At 71.2% G+C, this 17,608-nt stretch carries 18 protein-coding genes; 8 read left to right on the top strand and 10 right to left on the bottom strand.

Annotated elements, in window-relative coordinates; all coding sequences use genetic code 11:
• Positions 1-113: 113 nt before the first annotated feature.
• On the bottom strand, positions 114-611 hold the full coding sequence (locus ACIQRL_RS26805; protein ID WP_401336122.1) for a lamin tail domain-containing protein: 498 nt from the start codon (positions 609-611) through the stop codon (positions 114-116).
• 258 nt (positions 612-869) lie between these two features.
• Here ACIQRL_RS26805 and ACIQRL_RS26810 point away from each other — a divergent pair, with 258 nt between their 5' ends.
• The 4 genes from ACIQRL_RS26810 to ACIQRL_RS26825 all read left to right on the top strand — a co-directional run bounded on the left by ACIQRL_RS26810 (position 870) and on the right by ACIQRL_RS26825 (position 3,082).
• Positions 870-1,184 carry a DUF6400 family protein gene (locus ACIQRL_RS26810; protein ID WP_401336125.1) on the top strand — a complete coding sequence of 105 codons (315 nt, stop codon included), beginning with the start codon at positions 870-872 and terminating at the stop codon, positions 1,182-1,184.
• Positions 1,171-1,428 carry a hypothetical protein gene (locus ACIQRL_RS26815; RefSeq protein WP_401336127.1) on the top strand — a complete coding sequence of 86 codons (258 nt, stop codon included), beginning with the start codon at positions 1,171-1,173 and terminating at the stop codon, positions 1,426-1,428. Before ACIQRL_RS26810 ends, ACIQRL_RS26815 begins: the two co-directional genes overlap by 14 nt.
• A 395-nt stretch (positions 1,429-1,823) precedes the next feature.
• Positions 1,824-2,315 carry a hypothetical protein gene (locus tag ACIQRL_RS26820; protein WP_401336129.1) on the top strand — a complete coding sequence of 164 codons (492 nt, stop codon included), beginning with the start codon at positions 1,824-1,826 and terminating at the stop codon, positions 2,313-2,315.
• A gap of 386 nt (positions 2,316-2,701) precedes the next feature.
• A complete protein-coding gene (locus tag ACIQRL_RS26825; protein WP_401336132.1) occupies positions 2,702-3,082 on the top strand; it encodes an alpha-amylase in 381 nt (126 codons plus the stop codon).
• A gap of 80 nt (positions 3,083-3,162) precedes the next feature.
• On the opposite strand, the gene ACIQRL_RS26830 is transcribed toward ACIQRL_RS26825, so the two are convergent.
• Positions 3,163-3,663: a cysteine dioxygenase gene (locus ACIQRL_RS26830; protein WP_401336134.1), complete on the bottom strand. Its 501-nt coding sequence runs from the start codon at positions 3,661-3,663 to the stop codon at positions 3,163-3,165.
• 37 nt (positions 3,664-3,700) lie between these two features.
• A complete protein-coding gene (locus ACIQRL_RS26835; protein WP_401336137.1) occupies positions 3,701-4,591 on the bottom strand; it encodes an amidohydrolase in 891 nt (296 codons plus the stop codon).
• A 148-nt stretch (positions 4,592-4,739) separates the two neighbouring features.
• Here ACIQRL_RS26835 and ACIQRL_RS26840 point away from each other — a divergent pair, with 148 nt between their 5' ends.
• Positions 4,740-5,744: a LacI family DNA-binding transcriptional regulator gene (locus ACIQRL_RS26840; protein WP_401336140.1), complete on the top strand. Its 1,005-nt coding sequence runs from the start codon at positions 4,740-4,742 to the stop codon at positions 5,742-5,744.
• 77 nt (positions 5,745-5,821) lie between these two features.
• Here the strand turns inward: ACIQRL_RS26840 and ACIQRL_RS26845 are convergent, their stop codons facing one another.
• The 3 genes from ACIQRL_RS26845 to ACIQRL_RS26855 form a co-directional block, all read right to left on the bottom strand.
• Entirely contained in the window at positions 5,822-6,508 is a 687-nt protein-coding gene (locus ACIQRL_RS26845) for a hypothetical protein (protein WP_401336142.1), read from the bottom strand.
• Complete coding sequence (locus tag ACIQRL_RS26850; protein ID WP_401336144.1) at positions 6,505-8,157, bottom strand: serine/threonine-protein kinase; 1,653 nt, start codon at positions 8,155-8,157, stop codon at positions 6,505-6,507. Before ACIQRL_RS26850 ends, ACIQRL_RS26845 begins: the two co-directional genes overlap by 4 nt.
• A 263-nt stretch (positions 8,158-8,420) precedes the next feature.
• Positions 8,421-9,281, bottom strand: a complete 861-nt coding sequence (locus ACIQRL_RS26855; protein ID WP_401336147.1) for an oxidoreductase — start codon at positions 9,279-9,281, stop codon at positions 8,421-8,423.
• A gap of 367 nt (positions 9,282-9,648) precedes the next feature.
• Between ACIQRL_RS26855 and ACIQRL_RS26860 the strand changes: the two genes are divergently transcribed.
• Positions 9,649-10,389, top strand: a complete 741-nt coding sequence (locus ACIQRL_RS26860; protein ID WP_401336148.1) for a flavodoxin family protein — start codon at positions 9,649-9,651, stop codon at positions 10,387-10,389.
• Position 10,390: 1 nt separating this feature from the next.
• On the opposite strand, the gene ACIQRL_RS26865 is transcribed toward ACIQRL_RS26860, so the two are convergent.
• Complete coding sequence (locus ACIQRL_RS26865; protein ID WP_401336151.1) at positions 10,391-11,449, bottom strand: PucR family transcriptional regulator; 1,059 nt, start codon at positions 11,447-11,449, stop codon at positions 10,391-10,393.
• A gap of 238 nt (positions 11,450-11,687) precedes the next feature.
• Positions 11,688-12,257, bottom strand: coding sequence for a TetR/AcrR family transcriptional regulator (locus ACIQRL_RS26870; protein WP_401336154.1), 570 nt, complete (start codon positions 12,255-12,257; stop codon positions 11,688-11,690).
• 71 nt (positions 12,258-12,328) lie between these two features.
• On the opposite strand from ACIQRL_RS26870, the gene ACIQRL_RS26875 reads away from it, so the two are divergent.
• Entirely contained in the window at positions 12,329-12,820 is a 492-nt protein-coding gene (locus ACIQRL_RS26875; RefSeq protein WP_401336156.1) for an FBP domain-containing protein, read from the top strand.
• Positions 12,821-13,168: 348 nt separating this feature from the next.
• Here ACIQRL_RS26875 and ACIQRL_RS26880 read toward each other — a convergent pair whose 3' ends face one another.
• Positions 13,169-13,819 (bottom strand): hypothetical protein, encoded by a 651-nt coding sequence (locus ACIQRL_RS26880; protein ID WP_401336158.1) that lies wholly within the window; start codon positions 13,817-13,819, stop codon positions 13,169-13,171.
• A 428-nt stretch (positions 13,820-14,247) separates the two neighbouring features.
• Between ACIQRL_RS26880 and ACIQRL_RS26885 the strand changes: the two genes are divergently transcribed.
• Positions 14,248-14,676, top strand: coding sequence for an ATP-binding protein (locus tag ACIQRL_RS26885; RefSeq protein WP_401336160.1), 429 nt, complete (start codon positions 14,248-14,250; stop codon positions 14,674-14,676).
• 270 nt (positions 14,677-14,946) lie between these two features.
• Here ACIQRL_RS26885 and ACIQRL_RS26890 read toward each other — a convergent pair whose 3' ends face one another.
• A complete protein-coding gene (locus ACIQRL_RS26890) occupies positions 14,947-17,592 on the bottom strand; it encodes an alpha-L-rhamnosidase C-terminal domain-containing protein (RefSeq protein ID WP_401336163.1) in 2,646 nt (881 codons plus the stop codon).
• Positions 17,593-17,608 lie beyond the last annotated feature (16 nt).

Consider the following 17,608-nt stretch of genomic DNA (forward strand, 5'->3'; position numbering starts at 1 on the left):
GCGGGGCACCCGCGCGCCGCCGCGCGCCGGTGCGCCCGCACCTGGGGCGGTCCCTCCGAGCGAGCGGAGCCCGGCACCCGTCCGAAGACGGTCAACGGGCTCCGACGTTCGGCTCAGCCGTGATAGGTGATGTAGCCGTTGCCGTCACGGTCGTTGGCCGACTTGGTGTACGAGTGGACATCGGCGCGGGCGCCGGACGACTTGTACAGGTAGATGCTGTCCTTGTCGTTGTTCCAGATGAAGTTGCAGTTCTGGCGGTAGACGACGTTGCCGGCGTCGGAGTCCGTGCCGTGGCCGCCGCGGAGCTTGATGTAGTCCCCGGGCTCGAGGTAGTGGTTCGCGGGGAAGGTGAACTTGTTGCCCGTGGCGTCCTTGACGACGTAGCCCTTCAGGTTCACGGTCGTGCTGGACGAGTAGTTCTTGATCGTCAGGTACTCGTCTCTGGTGTTGCCGCTGGCGCAGCTGTTGGAGTCCCGGCCGGGCGCGTCGTACTGGACGCCCTTGATCTTCAGCGCGGACGAGTACTCCGTGGCCTGGGCCGGGGCCGTGGCGATGGCGGCGAGCGTGCCGGCAGCGGCGGCGGTGACAGCCAGGGCGTTGCGCATACGCATGAGGAATCCCCCCTCGGTGGTGCGGATGAAGCTCCAGGAGCATACCGATGATGTGATCGAAAGATGGCGGAAATGTGTCAGATGCGTAAACGCCCTCCCGTCGTGAACGTCCGGTGCGGCCCGGCGGACGGACCTGTCCATCCGTCGTGGGACCCGTCTTCGTGCCGTCGTGGGACGCGCCTTCGTGGCCGCCGACCTGCTGTGACTTCTCCCACCTCCTCTTGTCCCGACAAGGAAGGCATACCTAAGTTCTGTCCCATGGCCCCACAGAATCCCCCGCTCTCCCAAGGCCCCGACGACGCCGACGCCCCGCGCCCCGCGGGTGCCGGCCGACCGGACGGCCCGGCGCTCGTCGAGTTCGCCATCGACCTCACCGCTCAGGAGGTCCAGCGGCAGGCCCAGATCCTGGCCGCCCTCGGCCCCGACTGGGACCCGATGGAGGTCATGCGCGGAGAGGAAGCCGCGTACGCCCTCCTCTACTCCGGCCTCGACGAGGAGCAGCAGCGGGTGTACGACGACCTGGTCGCGTCCGGCGTGCTTCCCCGACGTGGAGACGACAGTGCTGCCGCTTGACCCTCAGGCGGACATCGGGCGCCGCGCCTGGGTGACGTGTCCGAACTGCGCCGACAGTCACGGGTGCGCGTCCTGCGAGCAGCGGCGGTCGTGCTCCGACCACTGGCGCTACCTGCTCTCCACCACCGGAAGCCTGCTGCACCTGCAGTGCCCGTCGTGCACCCATGTCCGGGTCCACGAGACCGGATTCGGTGCCACCCGCTCCCTGTGGGACCGCATCGCGGGCGGCCGTCGCAAACGCTGACCGGCGGCCAGGCGACGCGAGGCCCATTCTTTGCCCACCCCCAGGGAACCGCATGTCACGGCGGGGATATCCTCAAGGGCCCCAGGCGGGTCGAACGTGTCCGACGCGCCGCTGTGGGAAGATCGCAACCCCGCACGACAGCAGTCCGGGCCCGCGCACGCCATCGCTCGTAGATTCGAGGACGCTCGCGGCCCACCGGTGGATGACGGACCGGCCCGCGCGGGTAAAGAAACTATGCGCACCAGCGCGAACATCCCACTGCCGAAGGACTGCCGGTCTTGGACCTCCCACACTCCGAATCTGCTGCCGCGCGACGTCCGGGACGTACGTGGACCGTTCGCATCTCCGGTCACAGCGACCGCACCGCGTCGGTCACCTGCTCCTCTCCCTGTGCCATGCCGCCGCGGTCCCGTGACCTCGCCTCGCTGCGCCGCTTCGCCGAGGCCCACGTCGGGGCGCATGCCCGCGCGGCCACCGTGCACGCGGATGCCGCCTGCGCCTGCCGACAGGCGCAGTGCGCCTCCCACGAGGGCAGCCAGGTGCACTGCATGGGCAGTGTGCTGCTGGTGCTGCGCCATGATCCGGCCATTGCCCAGGTGTGGACCCTGATGGAAGTCTGCGCCGCCTGTGCCCCGTTGATGACGCACACCCGTGTCGTGGGCCGTGCCGTGCCCCGCACCCGCACACCCTCCGCGCCCTCCGAGCCGGCGGCCACCGCCGGTGCCCCCGTTGTGGCTCCCGTGGTCCCCGGCGGATTCAGCGCCCCGAGCGGGCCCGGTTTCAACAGCGCGGACGCACCCCCGGCACCGTCACGTCGCCGCGCCGCCGGCCGTGGCCGCCCCCAGCCCCGACAGGGCCGACGGGATCAGGGCAGATCGCGCGGCTGAGCATGTCCGTAGTCCGCTGACCCAGTCCCCTCCCGCACCCGGCGATCACGGCCTCAGCCGTGCCGATCGCGGCTTCAGCGGTCCGCGGACCACGGTCCATCACGGTCGGCCGCGGTCTCACCGCGGCCACTCGCCATGCCGTCGCCGGTCGTCGACCGGCGGTCGACGCGACCCGCGTGGCCGGCGAACCGTCATGGGCGCATGTCGCGCCGGAGGCGGGCACTGGACCCGGATCCGGGCATCTTCATGAACGGCACCGCTTCGGTTGAGAGTTCATCATCGACTGAAAGTCGTTGCATGGCTTTGCGCAATTCTTGCAGGCGTTGCAGGGTGGCACCGCGCAGAGGCTCCAAGGCCGCTGCTTCGCCGACACGAAGGACACCACCATGTTCTCCGCCCGCCGCTTCGTATCCCCGCTCCGGCTCGGGACGGTCCTGGGTCTGTCCGCCGCGGTTCTGGGCCTTCTGGGTGTGACCGGCGCACCCGTCACCGCGCGAGACGCCGGCCGGCTCGCCCTCGCCGACGATGTCGTCAAGGTCGCCGACGCGACCCCCGTTCCGGACTGCGTCCACTACTACAGCGACTGGCGCTACACGACCGTCGTCAACGACTGCGACACCACCGTGAACGTCACCGTCGCGTACACCGACGGCCAGGGCGCCCCGTGCCGCACCCTGCTTCCTCAGGCCATCGCCACCTTCGCGGGCTACGGCCCCCAGCTCAACTACGTCACGGGTCTGAACGCCTGCACACCGACGAGCGGGTGAAGCCGGCACACACCGTGCCGACCCGGGCGTGGGTTCTCCCCCCGCCCGGGTCTCCGGTCCGCGCGGGCCGGCCGGGCGCGTCACGCGGCCGGGCTGTCCAGGGGCCGGAGTTCGTCGGCGTACGAGACCGAGACGCGGCGCATCAGGCCGTCCTCGGCGATGTCGTACTGTCCCAGGCGCCACAGCGGCGGCGAGTAGGCGTGCAGGGAGACCGCGTCGTCGGTGGCACCGGTGAGGCGGTGGATGTGGTCGGGGCCGAAGCAGAACGAGTCGCCCGCGCCGACGCCGACGGACAGATGGCGGCCGCCGATACGGGGGTTGGACTCGGTCAGAGCGCCCTGGACCACCCGGACGGCACCCGAGGAGATGTCGTGGTCGTGCCAGCCGGTGTCGTTCCGCCGGGTCCAGCAGAGCAGCCAGACGTCGACGTACTCGTCGCGGTGCAGCGAGGCGTAGTGCCGCTCCTCGTGGGAGAAGGCGATCCGGTCGCGCCAGAGTTCGGGGCGGGCGGCGAGGTCGTCGACGAGCCGCCGGAGTTCGTGCTTGTCGAGCGTGCGGTCCGGCAGGGACGAGTACGTCACGGTGAGGTTCCCTTCCAGAAGTGGTCCGCCGGGCGGCTCAGGTTGGGCCGCGCAGCAGACGGGCGGGGTTGACGGTGCGCAGGGCGTGGACGGCGGCGTCCGCCCCCAGGTCGGGGATGACGGGCGGTGCGTACGGCCGGTCGCTGCCGCTGACGACGACATCGATGCCGACGGCCCGGACGAGAGCGTCCACCGCCCGCGTGCCGTACGAGGAGGTGTCGTAGAAGACGTCGAAGTCGACCTCACCGCGGCCGCCGCCCCGGGCCGCGAGCCGTTCGCCGTGCAGGGGCGCCAGTCCGGCGAGTGCGGCGAAACAGACACGCAGTCCCGGATGACGGGCGCGGCCGAAGGCCCGGAACGCGAACCACGCACCGTGCAACTGCTGTTGGTAGGGGACAAGGGCTGCCCACCAGGGCGGGGCCCGGTGAACGGTCGGAGCCTGGCCCGGATGGACGAACAAGGGTTTGTCGAGGCGGGTGAGGAGATCCAGGAACGGGGCTAGGTCACGCCAGCCGTCGGCGTCCAGCGCTGCCGTGGCGGGGACTTGGAGGCCCACGCAGCCCCGGCGCAGGTCGCGTTCCACCGCCGCGGGGTCCGGCTCGCTCAGACAGGGGGAGGCCCAGACGCCGAAGGGTGCCGGGAGAGCGAGCGCCCCCTCGTGGAAAGCGCTCAGCAGCGGCAGCGCTTCCTCCGCCGGCAGGTACTCGATGCCCAGCGGGCTGGAGAGGGAGACCAGGGCGAGGCCGAGTCCGTCCGCGGCGGCCAGTCGGGTGCGGGCGTCGATGTCGTGGTCGGCAGGGTCCACGGTGTAGGGCGGCTCGCCCTCCAGGTGCAGCGTCCAGCCGTCGAGGTGCGGCGGCGCGGTCCGCGCACGCAGCAGATCGACGAAGTGGGGCGGCCAGAAGTGCTGGTGGACGTCGATGGGCACCCTGAAGTCCTTGAGGAGTCCGCGCGGTGACCGCGCGGGAGTGTCATGGGTTAAGCGCTTCAGTGATGCGCTTAACTTAAGCGGTTAACAACGAAGCGTGTCAAGCACGTGCCCGCGACAAGGGGCGTTGCCCGGTAGGCTTCCGGGCATGGTCAGGCCTCAGAAGCGCACCACCCTCAGGGAGGTGGCCGAGGCCACCGGCCTCTCCACCGCCGCTGTCTCCTACGCCCTGCGCGGCAAGCACGTCTCCAAGGAGACCGAGGAACGCGTACGCAAGGCCGCGGCCGAACTCGGCTACGAGGCCGATCCCATCGCCCGGGCCCTCGCCAGTGGCCGCACCAGCATGGTCGGCGTGCTCGCCGGCGACCTCCAGGACCTGTGGCAGCAGCAGCTCATGGCGGCCATCGGCCGCGAACTCCTCGCGGGGGACCGCTACGCGCTGATCCTGGACGCGGGCGGCGACCCCGACCGGGAACTCGTCCTCGCCAAGCAGCTGCGCGATCAGCGGGTCGACGCGCTCGTGGTGTCCCCGGTGAACCCGGCGGCGGAGGCATGGGCGGCGATCGCGGACGCGCTGCCGGTCGTGGCCGTCGGCGACTCGCTGAGCCGGGCGCGTACCGCCGGGCAGGTCATCTTCGACAACCGGGCCGGGATCGACGCCGTACTGGAGTACCTGCACGGTCTCGGCCACCGCCGGGTGACCGTCCTGACCCCGACCAGACCGAGCACACCCGACCGGCCCGCCGACGTGTACGTGCGCGAGGCGGCGGACCGGATAGGGCTGCGAGCCGAACTCGTGCCCTGTCCACAGGAGTTGGGTGCGGCGACCGTGGTCGCTCGGCGGGTCCTCGACGGGGAGCGGCGCGCCACGGCCGTCTTCTGCTTCTCGGACTCCCTGGCGTACGGGGTGTACGCGGCGGCGGCGGAGGCGTCACTCGTCGTGGGGCGTGACGTGTCGGTGGTCGGCTTCGACGACCACCCCGTCTCCCGGGTCCTCACACCGCCGCTGACCACGGTGGGCTGGGGGCTGACGCAGATCGCCGCGGAGGCAGCCCGGTTGACCGCCTCCGCGATCGAGGGGAAGCGGGCGCGCAGAAAGCGGATCCTGTGCGCTCCGATGATGTGCGCGCGGGGATCCGCGGTGGCCCTCTGAAGGTCACCGCGGTGCCGCGGGGCCGACCTTGACGGCTCGGCACTGTCGCCCCGTCGCCCCGTCGCTCTGTCGTCCCGTCATGGGCACTGGTACGTGAGCCCCGCCGAGACAGTACGGCGCACGGGTGAGATCAGATGCAGCTCGGCGCTCGCCTCGTAGTGGCCGTTGCCCTGGAACGTCCACAACAGGTGGAGCCGGGCCTGCTTCTGACCGCGCGTCATGTCCTCGTGCAGGACGGCGGAGAAGGTGCCGTCGCTGCGGACCCAGCGGTACGCGAGGGTGCCGGGCCTGCCGTTGGTGGTGACCGTGCCCGTGATGTCGGCGGTTTCGTCGCATCCGGGGGAGGGTGACGCGGCGGCGACCGTGACGCCGTCCACGCCGAGGGACGGCGCGGCGCGGTGCCAGAGGAGAAACGCGACGACAGCCAGCAGCACCACGGCGGGCAGCGCGTGTCCGCGCCATGTCCGGCGGCGTACCGGGACCAGCGGAGGAGCCTCGAGAGCGCGGCGCATGGTGTCGGCGTTCACACCGGGTCCGAAGCGCAGCAGGGTGCCCTCGATCCGGTCGGGGCTGGTGTCCCTTGTCGTCGATTCCGACAGCGCCACCGTCGCCGCCGTGGCACCCGACAGCGTCACCGTCGCCGTGTCCCCGGAGAGGGGAAGCGTGTCGGAGGAGTCCGGCCGCTGGATCCAGTGGCTGGCCAGCGCGGTCGCGCTGTAGTCGTCGGGGGAGGGGGCGCCCGCGGCGCCGGGGTGTTCGGTCATGTGATGATGCACCGCCGGGTCAGTAGCTGTTGAAAGGCGCCGCCGTCGGCGGAGGCCGGCTGGGTCCTGGCCTGGACACTCCAGTAGCAGCCCGCTCCCTGGAAGGTGTGGGCGAGGGCGATCGTGTACTGGGTCGACCCGCTGCGCTGATAGGTGTCCGCCGCCCCGTCCTGGGACCCGGCCTGGCCGCTCACCTCACCGGTGAACCACGCGACCGTGATGGTGACCGGTCCGGTTCCGTCGGTGGTGACGGTGGCCGTCGCCGCCGCGGTCGCCGTCCCCGTCTGCCGGAAGCCGCTGAAGGTGACCGACTTGACGTTGACGCCGATCGTGGGCGACGGGGATGCCGTGGTGGGCTCGGCCGTCGTCGTGGCCGGTGCCGTCGGGGGCGCGCCGGTGGCGGACGCGGACGCGGTGGTGGTCGCGGACGCCGACGCGGGCGGCTGCGTGGTGGCCTCCGTGGCCGAACCGGAAGCCGTGGGCGGAGCCGATGTGGACGACGACGAGGAGGACGGAGTCGGGGAGCCGGTACCGGCTGTCGTCGTGGGGCCGCCGGCGCCGGTCGGCTGCGCGCTGGTGGTGGCGAGCGCCTGCGCGGCCCTGCGCGGTGTGCCGAAGTCCGGAGCGTGCCGGTCGATGCCGTACGTCAGGAGGAGGGCCGCGACGAGCGCGGCCCCCGACACGAGCAGCGCGCGGAGACTGGGCTGCCAGGCCCGGAGCCAGTCGGGTGTCCCGCCGAGGATGGTGCGCGCCGTGTCCGTGGAGCGGCGCGGAACGGAGGGGGCGGAGGGAAGCAGCAGCAGGGACAGCGCGGCGAGCGCCGCGAGCCGCCCGCGGCCGCGCTCCTCCCAGTCCGGACCGTACGCGCCGCCGGCCGTGGCCTCGAGTTCGGCGACGAAGTCCTCGGCGTGGGCGGGCCGTTGCGCGGGCGACTTGGCGAGGCCGCGCTGGACGAGGGAGCGCACCGGCTCGGGGACCTCGTCGGCGGGGATGGCCGCGTCCACGTGCTGGAGGGCGAGTTCGGCCATGTTCTCGCCCGTGTAGGGCTTGCGGCCGGTCAGGCACTCGAAGAACGTCGCGGTCGCGGCGTACACGTCGGCGGCCGGTGAGGCGGGGGCGCCGGTCCACTGCTCGGGAGCCATGTACGACGGGGTGCCCGCGATGCCCGCGGTGGTGCCGTCGGTGGCGGCGATCCCGAAGTCGACGAGCTTCGACGTGCCGTCCGGGCGGACGAGGACGTTCTCCGGTTTGTAGTCACGGTGCACCACGCCGACGCGGTGGGCGTCGGCGAGGCCCAGCAGCGAGCCCTTGAGGAGGACGAGAGCCGCTTCCGGATCGAGGGGGGCCTCCCGGGCGAGCACGGCCCGCAGGGACACGCCGTCGACCAGCTCCATCACGATGGCCGCGCCCTCCGGCCCCTCCACGTACTCGTACAGGCCGGCCACGTGGTCACTGCGCAGCCCGCCGAGCAGCCGGGCCTCCGCCCGGAACTCGTGCACGAATCCCGGACGGGTCCGCAGCGACTCGCTGAGGTACTTGACCGCGACCGGATGGCCGGTCTCCTCGTGAACGGCCAGCGCGACGCGCCCGCTCGCCCCCGAACCGAGCTCGCGGGACTCGGTGTAGCCCGGTACCGCCCAGGTGCTCATGATCCATGCCTCCCCATGACGTGGGGCACGTGAGGCATTCCGGGCCCCACGCGCTCCAGTCGTGTGCTGTGAGACACCATGGGGGCCGCTTCGGTTGCAGGCGGCCGGGGAGAGCGTCGCCCGACCGCCGTCATCCGCGTCACACCGGCGGCCGTCAACGGTCCCGGACCGTCGTGACGGCTCCGGGCGAGGCGTCGTCCGCCCCGTCGGCATGCGGAGCCTCGTCCACGGCGTCCGACCCGGTTCTCCGGAAAGGCACGCGGCTACCCCAGCTCGGCGAGGTCCTCGGCGCTCAGTTCCAGTGCTCCGGCGGCGATGTTCTCCTCCAGGTGGGCCAGGGAACCGGTGCCGGGGATCAGGAGGATGTTGGGCGATCGGGCCAGCAGCCAGGCCAGGGCCACCTGAGGGGTGGTCGCCCGGTGGCGGGCGGCGACGGACTCCAGGTGCTCGGCGGTCACGGGCTGGAATCCGCCGACCGGGAAGAAGGGGACGTAGGCGACGCCGGCTTCCGCGCAGGCGTCGACGAGGGGGTCGTCGTCGCGCTGGGACAGGTTGTAGAGGTTCTGGACGCAGGCGATCGGCGCGATCTTGCGGGCCTCGGCGAATTGGTCCGCCGTGATGTTGGAGATGCCCAGATGCCGGATCAGGCCCTCGTCGCGCAGCGCCAGCAGCGCTTCCAGCGGCTCGGCCAAGGACGGCGCCCCGGACCCGTCGACATCACCCAGCCGCAGGTTCACCACGTCCATCCGGTCCAGGCCCAGCGAGCGGAGGTTCGCCTCGATGCCACGGCGCAGATTGCCGGCGGTGAGACCGGTCTTCTCGGCCGCCGGAAGGGCGATGTCGGCGCCCTCGACCAGTGCGCCCACCTTGGTCACGATCACCAGGTCGTCCGGGTAGGGGTACAGGGCCTCCCGGATCAGCTCGTTCGCCGACACTCCGTCGCGTGCGTAGTAGTACGAGGTGTCGATGTGGTTCACCCCGAGTTCCACGGCACGGCGCAGAATTCCCAGTGCGGTGTCCCGGTCCGGCTGGTCGCCTCTCGGCCAACCGGTCAGCTTCATCGTGCCGTAGCCGATTCGCGCGACGCTCAAGTCGCCGCCGAGTGCCCATCGTTCAGTCGTCACGATCACCACCCTAGTGCTCCGGCGCGGGGGTGATGGCGGCGACGAGGGACGGGTTCCGGACGGGTCGCGGCCCGCGAGCCGGGTCGGTCGGGGCCGTCGCGGGACCGGCGGCCGGCCTCTCGCACGGCGCACACCGCAGGGGCGTACACCAGAGGGCACGGGACACGCGGCGTACGGCGTACGGCTGACACCCGCGCGGGCGCGTGACACCCCGACGCGCGTCCTGCGTGACGCGCGCCCGTGCGTCGTTCGGGACAAGCCGGGGTGCGCGGGAGACGCTGTTCCTGATCAACCGACCAGCGGGCCGACGCCGAGTCGTCCCGTGTCCCGGCCCCACCACCGCGGCCCCGCACGAAGGAGTCCCCCCGTGACCGAGTCACCGTCGACCCCGGCAGCCGACGACGCGTACCGCTTCGACGACCTGCGCGCGCTGTTCATCAACTGCACCCTCAAACCGGCACCCCAGCAGAGCCACACCCAGGGACTGGTCGACAAGAGCAGCCAGATCATGGAAGCACAGGGAGTCACGGTCGAGGAGGTGCGCGCCGTCGACCACGACATCGCTCCGGGCGTCTACCCGGACATGACCGAACACGGCTTCGCCACGGACGAGTGGCCGGCCATCCAGGAGCGGGTGATGGCCGCGGACATCCTCGTTCTCGCGGGCCCGATCTGGCTCGGCGACAACAGTTCGGTCACCAAACAGGTCGTCGAGCGGCTCTACAGCGGTTCGGGACTGCTCAACTCCGCGGGACAGTACGCCTATTACGGTCGGGTGGGCGGCTGTCTGATCACCGGCAACGAGGACGGCGTGAAGCACTGCGCGATGAACCTCCTCTACAGCCTCCAGCACCTCGGCTACACCATCCCGCCGCAGGCCGACGCCGGCTGGATCGGTCCGGCGGGTCCCGGTCCGTCGTATCTCGACCCCGGTTCGGGCGGCCCGGAGAACGACTTCACCAACCGCAACACCACCTTCATGACCTGGAACCTGATGCACATGGCGGCCCTGCTGAAGCGGTCCGGTGGCATTCCGGCCCACGGCAACCAGCGTTCGCAATGGGACGCGGGCTGCCGTTCCGACGCGCCGAACCCCGACTACCGCTGAGTCACAGACTCCGCGCGGGCCAGTCCAGCAACCGGGCACCGATGACCGCGGTCTGCAGCATGTAGCGCTGCGCGGGGTCGGCGGGGTCGGCCCCGGTGAGTTGGTGGATGCGTTCGAGGCGGTACGTCAGGGCGCGCACGCTCAAGGAGAGCCGGCGGGCCGCCGCGGCGGCGACGCAGCCGGTGTCGAAGTACGCGGTGAGGGTGTCCAGGAGCGGTTGGGCGCCGCCGCGGGCGCCGGTGAGCGGGCCGAGCGCGGCCAGGACCAGGTCGGCCATCGCCTGGCGGTCCCGGGTGAGAACGGGGTAGACGAGCAGGTCCGCGGCGCGCAGCACGGGGGCGTCCAGGCCCAGCCGCTCGGCGAGTTCGAGGGTGTTCAGCGCCTCCTCGTAGGACTGGACGACACCGCCGGGGCCGGGCTGGGGCCGGCCGATGGCCACATGTCCGCCGTCGGTCGCCGCGTGCGCCTGCCGGGCGAAGTGGGTCAGGACATCCTCCTGTTCGCCGGGCGCGACGCACAGCATCCGGCCGTCCTTCGTGGTGAACAGGATGTTGCGGTCGCCGAAGCGGGCGATGAGGGCCTGCTCCACCCGGCGGGGGACGGGCGCCGACTCGTCGTAGGCGACGGGGCCCTCCGCCACGGCGACGGTGTGCGCGTGGGAGAGCCGCAGACCGAAGCGTTCCGCGCGCTCGGCGAGGCGGCCCAGGTCGCTGCGCCCGTGGAGGAGGTCGTCGATGAACTCGCGGCGGGCGGCCTCCTCCTTGCGTACGGCGAGGAACTGGGCCCGCCCGTAGCCCTCGGCGAAGGCGTCGATGACCTGTTGGACCGCGGCGAGCGTGCAGTCGGCCGAAGCGGGTGAGGCGGGCCAGGCGGCACGGGCCGCGGAGAGATGGGCACTGACGAGGGCGGGCAGGCCGTGACCGGCGTCGGCGGCCCGTTCGCCCAGGGCTCGCCGGGACTCGATCTCGTCCCGGGTGAGGCGCCTGCCGGTGACGGAGACATCGGACAGTATCCGGGCATAGCCCTCCAGATACTGTTCGGGTATCTGCCGTTCCATCACTTCGTCCCCCGGTTTCTTGACGGCCCGGTGACGACTTCTTAGCGGCGACCGGCACGCAGAGCGTAGGCAACACTGCCGGGAACCGGCAATGCGCACCTCCCGTACCGCGATGCACGATGTCGGCAGGGGAGCACGGCGGATGGTCCTGTGCCGGACACCGGCAGAGTCGGCGGTGTCCGGCACAGGACCGGAAAGACGCCGGGGCGCCGGCGATCCGGCGCCGATGGAGGAGCCGCTCTCAGGGTGCGGGCCAGTTCCGCAGCAGCGCGTCGAGGGCGTCCAGGACACGCGACCAGCTTTCCTGCGAGTCGGGCGCGCTGTGGCTGAAGCCTCCGCCCATCTCCAGGCTGACATAGCCGTGGAACACACTGCCCAGCATCCGGACCGCGTGGGTCTCGTCCGGTTCCGTCAGGTCGTAGCCGCGCAGGATCGCTCGCATCATCCGCGCGTGCTTGACCCCGGCACTCGCCGCCGCCGTCTCCGGGTCGAGCCTGAGCTGTGCGGCGGCGTAGCGGCCGGGGTGTTCCCGGGCGTAGTCGCGGTAGACGTTCGCGAAGGCGGTCAGGGCGTCCTTGCCGGCCCGCCCGGCCAGCGCGGCGGCCCCTCTCTCGGCGAGTTCGTCCAGAGCGAGCAGGGCGATCCTGGTCTTGAGATCGTGGGAGCTCTTCACATGCGAGTACAGGCTCGCGACCTTGACGTCGAACCGCCTGGCCACGGCCGACACGGTCACCTGGTCGAAGCCGACCTCGTCGGCCAGCTCAGCCCCCGCCCGCGTCAGGCGCTCGGCGTTCAGTCCCGCGCGAACCATGTCCTTCCTCTCCTTTGGCGTAGTCGATTATGCATTTGCCTAATACCTTTAGGCAAATTACGGTGAGCTATATGAAGCCGTTGACCGAGCAAGAGATCCGTGCCGCGTTCGTGAACTGCACCAAGGGTGAGGCGAAGCGCCTCTCCGTCCCGCGCGACCTGGCCGACCGGCCCTGGGACGACCTGGACTACCTCGGCTGGCGGGACCCGCAGGCGCCGGACCGCGCGTACATCGTGGCCGAACTGGACGGCGGTCCGAAGGCACTCCAGCTCCGCTGCCCCAGCGCGACGTCAGGCCAGTTGCGGCGCAGCATGTGCTCGATGTGCGTGACGACCCACACCGGCGGGGTCTCCCTGATGGTCGCGCCCAGGGCGGGGAAGGCCGGACAGCAGGGCAACTCGGTCGGCGCCTATCTGTGCAGCGACCTCGCCTGCTCGTTGTACGTGCGCGGAAAGAAGGACGCGGGCGTCGGAGGCCGGCTCCGTGAGTCCTTGACCCTGGAGGAGAAGATCCAGCGGACCGTGCGGAACCTGGCCGCGTTCATCGCCAAGGTGACGGCTTGAGCGACGTTCCGGCGTACGGCACCCGGAGCCAGGACGTGCCCGTCTGTCGGAGCTCCTCGCGCGGCGCTCGGCCGCGGTGGTGAGCCGAGCCGCCGGGATGTGCGGGATCCCGGCGCCGGACCGGCTCGCCGTGCCGGCGGCGGGCCGCGGCGCCGACGCCGCGGCCGTGGCACCGGACGTCACCCAGTCCTCGAAGGGGCGGAGACCACCTCCGGGAGTGGGCACATCAAGGTGTTCGGCGCGGAGCCGCGCCGGACACATGGGCAGCCGTCCCGAGCCCCCTACCGTTCCGTCCACGGCCTCGGAGTTCATGTCCACGTACCGTGCCAGGAAACGAGGTTGACGGGTTCAGTTGCCGGTCGCCACTGCCTGCGACTCCGTCGGCCGGTCCGCGCTCGGTGCCGACGCGGACGGCTCCTGAGCACCGATGGCCGTGTAGAACACGGAACTTCCCTGCTTGGCGCGGTGGGCATGGCTCTTGGCCACGAGGTTCTCGAGCGTGGTCCGGACGACGTTGGTCTGGATGCGACGGTCGGGGTGGGTCTGGCCGAGTGCCGTCGACACCTCCGCGGCGGACCGCGGTTCCCGCTGTTCCGTGAGGTAGCGGCGGATGAGGTCGATGAGCGTGGGCTGAGCCGAGACGGCCTTGGGCGCGGGCTTCTTGGCCGCCGGCGTCCGCGCCGCTGTCTCCTTCACGACGTCTGCCTTCTTGGTCCGCGTGCGCTTGCCGTCGGCGGACTTGCCGGGAGTCTTCTGGCGGGGCACCGAGGACGCCGATGTCGGCTCGGGACCGGCCTCGACGGGCGTGCCCGCGGCCCCCAGTGCCTGCTGCAGATTGGTGAGGACGGCGTGGTCGTGCCGCAGAGCGCTCAACTGCTCCTGCAGGGCGTCGATTTCCGCACCGATGCGGTCCTGCTCCTTGGCGTTGCGCTCCAGGTCGCCGACCACCTGAGCGGTGTACTGCGATGTCAGTTCGGTGGGAGTCTTGGTGTCGGGCACGATGGAGACCTCTCTTCGGTGCGCGGTCGCCACATGAACACATCGGGAAGGTGCCGGAGGGCGGGGCGTGTTCCTGTTGACCGGCTGCGTGGCTGGGCGGCCGCACTTGATGCGTATGCCCCGGCTTACAGATAGTACGGACACCGTTGGCCTGTTGTTCCCTTCGCGTGCTGGTTCGCCCCAAAGGGGAGCTTGGGTTGTGGTGCCGGATTGACTCCCCCGGGTGTCGGCGGGGCCTCGCGCCGAGCGCGTGACGCCCTGTCCGAACTCATCCTGAACCGGTGTCCTGAACCCATCGACGCGGTGCGCACGGAGCGTTGCCGCGCTGTATCGGCCGCGTCGGCGGTGGGCCGACTGCGCGGGCCGCTTCCGGGTACCCGGCCAGTACGAGAGGGCACGGACGACGCGATCGGGAGCGAGGTCGGGCGATGGCGGTCAGGGCGATGGGCTGGGCACACTCGTTCCCGGTCTCCGGAGGGGTGAGCGCCGGGCGGCGCTGGACCCGTGGGCACCTGGAATCCCTGGCGTGGACGGCCGAGGAACCCGAGACGGTGGACGCCGTCGTGCTGACGGTGTCCGAACTGCTGACCAACGCCCACATCCACGCTCACAGCGACGCGCATCTCGTTCTCACCTGGGACGGCGACTGCCTGCAGGTGAGTGTCCACGACGAGGACTCCACGCTTCCGCTCCAGCGCGACCCCGAGCCGGGCGCGGTGTCCGGCCGGGGGGTCGGCATCGTGCGGATGCTGGCCGACGAGTGGGCCATGAAGTGTCAGCGGCACGGGAAGACGGTCACGGCGTGCTTCCGCCCGACCGGCGGCCGACAGCACCGTGACGGTGGCGAGGCTCCCTGACGTTCACGGGCGGAGCGTGCGCGTGCGGGTCCACGTGCCGACGCGGAAGGGATCTCATGCGGAAGGGATGTCATGGGGCCTCGGGTGACAGGAGCTGACGGGGCACGAACACCCGTGGGCGCGGGGACGGCCGGCAGTCGGCCCCGCGCCCGGTGCGTCAGGTGAGGCGGCGGAACGCGGCAGGTGCGCCGTCACCGACCACGGCGGGCGGACGAACGCCCTTCCCGGCCCCCTGCCCGATCGGCCCGATCGCGCCTCCCACGCCACCTCTCAGGCGTGCCGAACGGCGGAGAAGGTGTGGGTGCCCGCGCGCAAGCCGGTGACCGTGATCCGGCCGCCGGTGACCCGGACGCCACTGCCGGCCGACGCCCGGTGCCCGCCCCAGAGCACGCGCCCGCCCTTTCGCACCGTCACGGCACGACTGTCCATCGGGAACGCGACCGCACCTCGGGTTCCCGAGGGCACATGGACGGTCAACGCGAAGACCTGCGCGCCGTTCTCCCACGAGACCTCCAAAGGGCCCTGTGGTGTGGGCAGTTGTCCTTGGGCCCAGGCGATCCCGCCGGGATGCGGCCGTACCTCCCAGGTGGCGTATCCGGGGGATGTCGGCACGGCGCCCAGCAGTTGGTGCGTCAACGCCGGGAGGACGCCCGTGGACCAGCCGTGCGCCATGCTGGTGTAGGCGCCCTCGTACAACGATCCGCCGGGACCGATGCCCTCCCAGTTGGTGATGCCGGGGTCGTGGCTGTCCATCCAGCCGTACGTGCGCCGGATCTGGTCGACGGCGGACTCCGCCCGGCCGGCCTCGAAGCGTGCCACGATCTCGGGGTACGAGGTGAAGGCGTACACGCGCTGTGAGGCATCGCCGAAGATGGTGTCGTTGTCCATGAACGCGTTGCCGTAGGGCCGTTGTGTGGTGGCGTCGAGATGGGCCAGGGCCGATGCGGCGCGTCCGCTGTCGGCGACGCCCGCCGTGATGGCGATCGCGTTGCCGTCCTGCGCGTGCCTGACGGGTCCGGTCGCGGAGTCGAGGTAGGCGCCGGCGGCCGCGTCCCACAGATGGGCGTTGATGGCGTCCTTCACCGACGCGGCCCGCTGGGTCCAGCGGGCCGCGTCCCCCTCACGCCCCAGCCAACGCGCCAGCAGGGTGGCGTCGTTGAGGGCCTGTACGTAGTTGGCGTTGTAGTAGGTGATGCGTCCGGTGCGGTCCAGGAAGGCGTAATCGCCGTAGCCCCCCGTGCCGTTGAGACCCTTGCTCAGGAGTCCGGCGCTGTCGGTGACACTCGGGCACCAGGTGTCGAGCACCTTCACCAGGTTCGGATAGTAGCGGTTCGCGTAGGAGCGGTCCCCCGTGTAGAGCACATAGTCCCAACTGCACGTCACCCACCACAGCGGATAGTCGAACAGGGGGAGTGCGTAACCGGAGATGGAGGCGGGAGGGATCCAGCCGTCGGCACGCTGATGGTCGGCGAGGTCGGCCAGGACGTTGCGTGCGGCGGCGGCCGCGTCGTCATGCGTCAGATAGAGGGTGCGCGCGGACACCGCCAAGTCACCGACGTAGGGGTCCCGGTCGCGTTTGGCGCCGTCGTGCAGCACCGGCTTTCCTTCGAGGGAGGGGCTCCAGGCGTTGCGCGGGTCGACGTCGTCCTGGCGGAAGGTGTCGGTGACCAGCTCATTGGTGTACGAGGCTCCGTACCAGTAGCGGTTGAGGTCCTCGTCGGAGCACAGGAACCATCCGCGGTAGGTGCTCGGTGTGCCCAGATAGGCGCTGAAGTCGAGGCCGACGGAGTCGATCTCGACGGTTCCCCACGGCTGAGCGGCAGGCGCGTCGCCCGCCAGCGCGTCGAGTGTGATCCTGAGATAGCGGAAGCCGTGCAGTCCGTCCGCGTAGACCTTGTCGCCCGCCTGGAAGCCCTTGTGGTCGGTCCAGTCCGCGCCCGCGGCCGGTACGGCGAACTGGTCGGTTCCCTGGCCCGCCCCGCCGGACTGGTCGGAGCGTGTGAAGTCGGAGCGGTCGGTCAGGAACTGCCGGGTCTCGGAGAACGCGAGCCGCACGCCGGGGGAGTTGTCCGACGCGGAGGTGAAGCGGATGCGCGGATATCCCACGACGACTTTCCCGAAGTCCACCGTGACACTGGGTGTCACCACCGCCGCGACGGGCTCCGGCCACACCTCGTTGACCCGGGTGAAGGCCCCTCGCGGAGTGTCCTGGACACCCGTCACCGTGATGCGGACCTTGGTGGTGGACACCTTGGCCGCGAACGGCACGGCGCGCTGGATGACATCGTTGTCCACGATCGTGGCCGCGGTCTGCCACGCGCCGTTCTGCCACACGTCGACCGTGAAGCCGGTGGGGACGCCGTCGCTGTTGGAGATCAGCGTGATGCCCGACAGTTCGCGCGCCGCCGGAAGCGTGATGGTCAGGGTGTCGGGAAACACGCCCAGTGTGTCGTCGTTCCAGAAGGTGTCAGGATCCCCGTCGATGGCGTTCCGGGCGTCGTAGGTGCGCGGTTGTCCGTCGTTGCCGTTGTTGCCCGCGTGAGCGGAGGAGGCCTCGGCCACGGTTCCGGCGGGCCAGCGTGGGGCCGCCGCGGGCTGGGGGCGCCGCAGGACCGTCCGCGGGCCGCCGGGTTGCAGCAGGCCCTCGGGGCTGTCGACATCTCCGGTGGAGGCGATGACGCTCACGGGCTGCACCGCACGCGATGCCGGAGCCTGTACGTAGCGCTGCCAGCCCGTTCCGGAGCGGGGCGCGGTCGAGGGGGTCGCCGCGCCCGCCGATCTCTCGGCGGCGGACGCGGTCACCGTGGCGGAGAGGCCGGCGGCGGACAGGGCCAGTGCCCCGGCCCCTGCGGCGATGACCGTTCGCCGGGGAAGACCGGACTGCGGGGCGTTCTCGGAAGTGCTGTTCGACGGCATGACGCCTCATTCCTCG

Source organism: Streptomyces sp. NPDC091209 (assembly GCF_044757755.1).
In the GTDB taxonomy this organism is placed as follows: Bacteria; Actinomycetota; Actinomycetes; order Streptomycetales; family Streptomycetaceae; genus Streptomyces.